The organism is Anaerobacterium chartisolvens (genome assembly GCF_003337415.1).
GTDB lineage: Bacteria > Bacillota > Clostridia > Acetivibrionales > DSM-27016 > Anaerobacterium > Anaerobacterium chartisolvens.
Map to the genome: position 1 here is coordinate 302,902 of NZ_QPJT01000002.1, position 6,375 is coordinate 309,276.

The 6,375-nt window shown below is 40.3% G+C and carries 8 protein-coding genes; 7 read left to right on the top strand and 1 reads right to left on the bottom strand.

The window, feature by feature from the left end; translation table 11 throughout:
• Positions 1 to 128 precede the first annotated feature (128 nt).
• From DFR58_RS02960 to DFR58_RS02970, 3 genes are all read left to right on the top strand, one after another.
• Positions 129 to 1,049 (top strand): LCP family protein, encoded by a 921-nt coding sequence (locus DFR58_RS02960; RefSeq protein WP_242987365.1) that lies wholly within the window; start codon positions 129 to 131, stop codon positions 1,047 to 1,049.
• A gap of 75 nt (positions 1,050 to 1,124) precedes the next feature.
• Positions 1,125 to 2,114: a 2-hydroxyacyl-CoA dehydratase family protein gene (locus tag DFR58_RS02965; protein ID WP_114296311.1), complete on the top strand. Its 990-nt coding sequence runs from the start codon at positions 1,125 to 1,127 to the stop codon at positions 2,112 to 2,114.
• A 41-nt stretch (positions 2,115 to 2,155) separates the two neighbouring features.
• On the top strand, positions 2,156 to 2,932 hold the full coding sequence (locus DFR58_RS02970) for an acyl-CoA dehydratase activase (RefSeq protein WP_114296312.1): 777 nt from the start codon (positions 2,156 to 2,158) through the stop codon (positions 2,930 to 2,932).
• 12 nt (positions 2,933 to 2,944) lie between these two features.
• Here DFR58_RS02970 and DFR58_RS02975 read toward each other — a convergent pair whose 3' ends face one another.
• Positions 2,945 to 3,892, bottom strand: coding sequence for a Gfo/Idh/MocA family protein (locus DFR58_RS02975; RefSeq protein WP_207659100.1), 948 nt, complete (start codon positions 3,890 to 3,892; stop codon positions 2,945 to 2,947).
• A 158-nt stretch (positions 3,893 to 4,050) separates the two neighbouring features.
• Here DFR58_RS02975 and queD point away from each other — a divergent pair, with 158 nt between their 5' ends.
• From queD to DFR58_RS02995, 4 genes are read left to right on the top strand one after another with little or no spacing between them, the layout of a single operon-like run.
• Positions 4,051 to 4,434, top strand: coding sequence for a 6-carboxytetrahydropterin synthase QueD (queD, locus tag DFR58_RS02980; RefSeq protein WP_114296314.1), 384 nt, complete (start codon positions 4,051 to 4,053; stop codon positions 4,432 to 4,434).
• Complete coding sequence (locus DFR58_RS02985) at positions 4,431 to 5,060, top strand: 7-carboxy-7-deazaguanine synthase QueE (RefSeq protein WP_114296315.1); 630 nt, start codon at positions 4,431 to 4,433, stop codon at positions 5,058 to 5,060. Before queD ends, DFR58_RS02985 begins: the two co-directional genes overlap by 4 nt.
• Before the next feature lie 35 nt (positions 5,061 to 5,095).
• Positions 5,096 to 5,674, top strand: coding sequence for a uracil-DNA glycosylase (locus DFR58_RS02990; RefSeq protein ID WP_114296316.1), 579 nt, complete (start codon positions 5,096 to 5,098; stop codon positions 5,672 to 5,674).
• A 3-nt stretch (positions 5,675 to 5,677) separates the two neighbouring features.
• On the top strand, positions 5,678 to 6,259 hold the full coding sequence (locus DFR58_RS02995; RefSeq protein ID WP_114296338.1) for a uracil-DNA glycosylase: 582 nt from the start codon (positions 5,678 to 5,680) through the stop codon (positions 6,257 to 6,259).
• Positions 6,260 to 6,375 lie beyond the last annotated feature (116 nt).

The window sequence follows — 6,375 nt, forward strand, 5'->3', positions numbered from 1 at the left end:
AAGTGTATTAAAAAAATATATGTATGCATACTAAAGGGAGTAAAGGCAGCTCTGATTCTCAAAACTGCCTTTATAATATGTAATCAATGCAGTGTTGGTGAATTATGGTGTTACGCAGATTTTTTTTAATGAGCTGCAGCTCTATAGCAATAGTGTTGTTCCTTGAAGGCATTGTGATTTTGAATTATATGCCGGGGAAAAATGGCGGAAACAATAGCTATAAGCAGGAGCAAATCGGGCAGAGCAGGCAAATTGGGCAAAGCATAGACGAACCGGAGCAGGAAGAAAAGAAGCCCCTTGAAAAAAGACCGGTAAATTTAATAGTTCTTGGACTTGACAAAGAGGGAACAAGAACAGATGCTATTGAGCTTTTGAATTTCAATCCCGAAAGCGGACAATTAAATATGCTGTCCATTGCCAGAGACACAAAGGTAAGGTTCAACTCCCGAAACACAAAAATAAACTCATTGATAGGCAAGATGGGTGAAGCGGGAATAATTGAAAAAGTAGAGGAGCTGACGGGGCTAAAAATAGATTACTATATAACGCTGGATTTTGACGGGTTTAAAAAAATCGTAGACACTCTTGGAGGAGTAGAAATCAATGTGCCATTCAACATGAACTATGACGATGATGAGCAGGATTTGCACATTCATCTGAATAAGGGAAAGCAGGTGTTAGATGGTGAAAAATCCGAGCAGTTTATAAGATACAGAAAGGGAAATGATAAGACAGAAGGCTATAAATTCGGAGATCTGGACAGGTCTAAGGCTCAGCAGGAATTCATAAAGGCTTTTATCGGCCAGAAAATGAAATTGAGATATTTGCCAAAGGCAGGAGAGATATTTCTTATTCTTAAGGACTGTATGAAAACCAATATTGAAATAGGAGATGTTTATTATTACTATGATCAACTGGCACAATTCGACTTTGACAATATAAATACCTTTTCGCTTCCCGGAGAATCCAGATATACTAATAATATATGGTATTATATATATGATAAAGAGAAAACCTTAGAAATGATTGATAAGAACTTCTTCAAATAAAAAGCTGTTTATGATAGTATTATAGTCAACTGTGATGATCTTTATTAAGAAGGTATTTAAATTAGGGGTGTTAAATTGAATAAAATAGGTTTTACTACAAGTATCCCGGTAGAGGTAATTTTTGCGGCGGACCTTATTCCCGTGGATCTTAACAATGTATTTATAACGGCAGCAAATCCCGGAGGATATATAGAAAAAGCTGAAAATGCAGGCTTCCCGCGCAGTACCTGTGCATGGATAAAGGGAATATATTCTGCTATTCTGGATAAAAGCGATATTGCTACAGTAATAGGAGTGGTTGAAGGGGACTGTTCCAATACAAGGGCTTTGATAGAGGTTCTGGAGTTGAATGGGATAAAGAGCATTCCTTTTTCTTATCCGAATTCAAGGGATTATCACCAGCTAAAGTGCGAAATAATCAAACTGTGTGACATTTTTAACGTAAGTATCGAAAGGTGTAAGGAAGTAAAAAAAGAACTTGATGTTATAAGAAAAAAGCTTGCCTATATTGATGAATTAACCTGGAAGCACAACAAGGCTACAGGAATGGAAAACCATATCTGGCAGGTTTCCAGCAGTGATTTTAACGGATGCTGCAAAGCATTTGACAGTGAGCTGTCTGAGAAGATAAGAGAAATAGAGGAGCGCGAGTCGGGAGATAATTATATAAGGCTGGGGTATATAGGAGTACCTCCTATAAATAGTGATTTGTATGATTTTATTGAGGGCTTAAATGCCAGAGTGATTTTTAATGAAGTACAGAGACAATTTACTATGGCTCACGGTATCGGAAATGAAGATATTGTTGAGGTTTACAGGCAATTTACTTATCCCTATAGTCTTAATAACAGGCTGGAAGATATAAAAAAACAAATTGAGCTGCGAAAAATAGACGGTATAATACACTGCACTCAGGCTTTTTGCTTTAGAGGAATAGAGGATATTGTCATCAGAAGGCAGCTGCCGGAAGTCCCAATACTGACCTTTGAATGTGACAGGCCGGGGCCGCTGGATGCAAGAACAAGGCTGAGAATAGAAGCGTTTATAGACATGATCTCGCCTTAACCGGCGTAATATTATAAAATAAAAACGGGGTGGGTCTGCAAATGAGGGTATTGGGTATAGATCTGGGAAGCAGATCTGTAAAAATAGCGATTTTTGAGAATGATATGCTGGTTTGCAAAAGAGTAATTGATACTTTTAAATTTTATAAAAATTATTGCACAAGTGTGGACGGAAAGCTGGAGGTTGATTTTGAGCTTTTGGAGGTGGGAAGTGCCGACAGGATTGTAAGCACCGGTTATGGACGCAACAATATAAATGTTTGCAATGCCGATATAATGCTTGAGCTTAAAGCCCATACATATGGTGCGCTGCTGCAGACGGGACTTAAGAATTTTACTCTTTTAGATATCGGGGGTCAGGACAGCAAGGCTGTTTTAGTAAGAGACGGAAAAATGGCCGACATGCTGTTAAACGATAAATGTGCCGCCTCATGCGGGCGTTATCTTGAAAACATGGCTGGTGTGCTGGGCATAAAAATAGAGGAGATAGCAAAATATTATGACAACCCGGCTGAGCTTAGCTCCACCTGCGCTGTTTTTGGTGAGTCCGAGCTGATTGGAAGGATATCGGAAGGAATTGCGCTTGAGCATCTTGCGGCGGGAGTCAATTATTCCTTGTTTAAAAGAGTTAAGCCCATGATAGAAAGATTTCAGGGCGAAAGCCTTGTCGTGACGGGAGGAGTGGCAAACAACAGCGCCCTTCTTCATTATATCAAAACCGAAACGTCATTTAAGCAGGTTGAGGTACCCCGGGAGGCCCAGCTTAACGGCGCCATAGGCTGCTGTGCATATGGGCTGGAAAGAGCTTTAAAAAGGTAATGGGCGTGCCCATTACCTTTTTAAAAGCTGTTCGATAATCCTTATATTTCTGATAGTCTCATCTACACTGAATAAGGGAGATCTGTCGTTTATAACAGCATCGGCAAAATCCTCGATTTGTAATGCGTACCTGTCCTTTATCTCTATTTCAATCTTCTCCGAGCCCTGCGAGGTAATTGCCGTTATTGGCTCTGGCCTGTCGTCAAAAGTGTTTGGAATCTTTAAGATACCCTTGGTTCCCGTTATTTCCGAATGAGCATTTAAGAATGCTCCGAACCAGCAGCTTATGCTGCATATAATTCCGCTTTCATATTTAAGCACTGCCGAAAGCATTACGTCTACTCCATGCCGGCTGACATACTGGGATGACACTGATATAGGAGCGTCCCCTGTAACCATTCCTGCAAAGTTCACAGGATAGCATCCGACATCATACAAAGCTCCTCCGCCGAGCCTGGGATCGAATCTAACATCCTTGTCATCCTGCAAAGGGATTCCAAAGGTAGAACTAATATGCCGTACCTCTCCTATCACTCCGCTGCCTAGCAATTCCTTAACCTTCTGTGTTCTGGTTGAATACCTGTACATAAAAGCCTCCATAAGCTTAACACCGTGCTTTTTACACTCATCAGCCATTTCAATGCATTCCCCGGCATTTAACCCCATAGATTTTTCACACAGCACGTGCTTTCCTTTTCTGGCGGCCTTAATTGTCCACTCCTTGTGGAGGCTGTTGGGAAGAGGGATATAAACAGCCTGTACCTCAGGGTCATCCAAAAGGGCTGTGTAGCTTGAATAGTATTTAGAGCATTGAAATTCCGAGCGCGCTTCCTCAAGCCTTTTTTCATTGGCTGACGCTATGGCATACAGCTCTGAATTGGGAGTCTTTAGTATTGCAGGTATAACGGAGCCCTTTGCGATTCGTGCATAGCCCAGAATACCCCACTTAATTTTATCCATAATTATTTAACACCTCCAAAGGTCATTTGACACTATTATAGCATAGGTTATACAACAAATTACATCATCTAATAAATTGATAAATTATATTAATACTGGTATACTGTATAGGCAGAATATCATAAACTAAAAATTAAAGTGGGGGGAATGGATAGCTTATGAAAGGCAGAACATTAAATATTACAAAAACATTCACCTTTGACAGTGCTCATCATCTTAATAATTATAGCGGCAAATGCAAAAATATTCACGGGCATACTTATAAGCTTGAGGTTACAGTTAAAGGCCCTGTAGCGGAAAACGGGCTTGTCATTGACTTTCATGATCTAAATGACATTGTTGAAAAGAACGTGCTTTCATATGTGGATCACAAATATTTAAATGATTTGTTTGAATTCAACCCTACATGTGAAAATTTAGGTCTCTGGATATGGGATGAGCTTTTGCCCGAGATAGCCAAGGAGGGCTGCTGCCTTGAGAAAATTGTTCTGTGGGAGACTCCCACCAGTTATATAACCATTAATAGGGAAGACACACTATGAAAGTAAACGAGATTTTTTTAAGCATACAGGGAGAAGGTCTGTCATCAGGGTTTCCTACAGTGTTTGTAAGGTTTGCGGGATGTAATCTCAGGTGCCGCTATTGTGATACTGTATATGCATATTATGAGGGAGAAGAGATGACATGCCCGGAGATATTCAATATAATACAAAAATACGGCTATAAAAGAGTATGCCTGACGGGAGGAGAGCCTCTTCTTCAGGACGGGCTGGACGAGCTCCTTGGCCTTCTGAAAGGGTACGCCGTTACAATTGAAACAAACGGCTCTGTAAGAATTAATAAAATTACTATGATAGAAGGGCATTCCTTTGTAATGGACATGAAAGCTCCGTCCTCGGGACATGACAATGATATGCTTATGGAAAATTTCGACTGCCTGCGTGAAAACGATGAAATCAAGTTTGTAATAGGAAGCAGACAGGATTATGAATGGGCTAAAAGCATTATAGACAGTTATCACAGCAAGGGTTCAATAACCTTTTCTCCCGTTTACGGAACGGTTTCATACCAGATAATAGTTGACTGGATATTAAAGGACAGGCTTGATGTAAGATTTCAGCTTCAATTGCATAAGCTGATATGGGATCCGTCGGTTAGAGGAGTATGACCTTTGAATCAAATCAATTTTGGGGATAAAAATTTATGTATAATTGGACAGAGCTTACCTGCCAATGCATGGCATGTAAAAAATGCGGACTTGCAAATACCAGAACAAATGTAGTTATAGGGAGGGGGAATATAAATGCTCCTCTTATGTTTATAGGAGAGGGTCCCGGCGAGCAGGAGGATCTTAGGGGTGAGCCTTTTGTAGGTCCTGCGGGCAAGCTGCTTGATTTGTTGCTTGATGCCATGATGATAAGCAAGGACAGCTACTATATAGCAAATATTGTAAAATGCAGACCTCCGGCAAACAGAGTGCCTATAGATGATGAGGCGGAAAAGTGCCTTCCTTTCTTAAGAAATCAGGTATCTCTTATAAAGCCTGGGATAATTGTTTGTCTGGGGGCAACTGCTGTTAAATATATTGTAGACAGGGAAGCAAAAATAACTAAAATAAGGGGACAGTGGATAGAAAAAAAGGGATACTGGCTCATGCCTACATTTCACCCTGCGGCCCTTTTAAGGGATGAGTCTAAAAAAATACCTATGTGGGAAGACTTTAAAAAAATAAAGCAAAAACTCGATGAATATATTAATTCAAATAACGGGCAGGTGTGCTGATTGATGACAAATGAAAATTTACTTAAAAGCTTATACGAGAGGTACAAGCTAAATTTTCAGGGACAGGAGATTGTACTTGGAGACGGACGGACGGACGCAGAGCTGGTACTGATAGGTGAAGCGCCGGGAAAGGATGAGGTGCGGTTATCAAAGCCGTTTGTCGGCATGGCAGGGAAGAACTTAAGCGAGTTTCTTGATATATTGGGTGTGGGCAGGGATTCGATATATATAACAAATGCTATTAAATATAGATTGGCGGCTATAAGCAAGGACACTGGTAGATTGGTCAACAGACCCGCCGCAAGGCCGGAAATAGAGGATAACAGAAGCTATCTGCTGGAGGAATTGAAAATTATTAATCCTAAGCTTATTGTAACGCTGGGTAATGTGCCGTTAAGATCAGTAACAGGCGATTACAGCATAAGCATAGGAGCTGTTCACGGCAGAATACTTAAAACTCAGATAATGGGCGGGGAGTATGAAATATACCCTCTGTATCATCCTGCAAGCATCATATATAATAGAGCGCTTAAGGATACATATATAAATGACATTAAGTCGCTAAAAAGCATAATCAGATCATAGTAAAAAAAGGCCTAGAAAAAAGGTGGGCGGTCAAAGTAAATGCAACCATTGACAGAGTAACTGGAACTGGGTAGCATTTAGTTATTCCGAAGATGGTTAGAAAAAGATTTAAAACA

Excerpts from the sequence above, each read along its gene's own strand:
- DFR58_RS02960 (WP_242987365.1), top strand. The coding sequence starts at position 129 with ATGAGCTGCAGCTCTATAGCAATAGTGTTGTTCCTTGAAGGCATTGTG.
- DFR58_RS02970 (WP_114296312.1), top strand. The coding sequence starts at position 2,156 with ATGAGGGTATTGGGTATAGATCTGGGAAGCAGATCTGTAAAAATAGCG.
- DFR58_RS02975 (WP_207659100.1), bottom strand. The coding sequence starts at position 3,892 with ATGGATAAAATTAAGTGGGGTATTCTGGGCTATGCACGAATCGCAAAG.
- queD (WP_114296314.1), top strand. The coding sequence starts at position 4,051 with ATGAAAGGCAGAACATTAAATATTACAAAAACATTCACCTTTGACAGT.
- DFR58_RS02985 (WP_114296315.1), top strand. The coding sequence starts at position 4,431 with ATGAAAGTAAACGAGATTTTTTTAAGCATACAGGGAGAAGGTCTGTCA.
- DFR58_RS02990 (WP_114296316.1), top strand. The coding sequence starts at position 5,096 with ATGTATAATTGGACAGAGCTTACCTGCCAATGCATGGCATGTAAAAAA.
- DFR58_RS02995 (WP_114296338.1), top strand. The coding sequence starts at position 5,678 with ATGACAAATGAAAATTTACTTAAAAGCTTATACGAGAGGTACAAGCTA.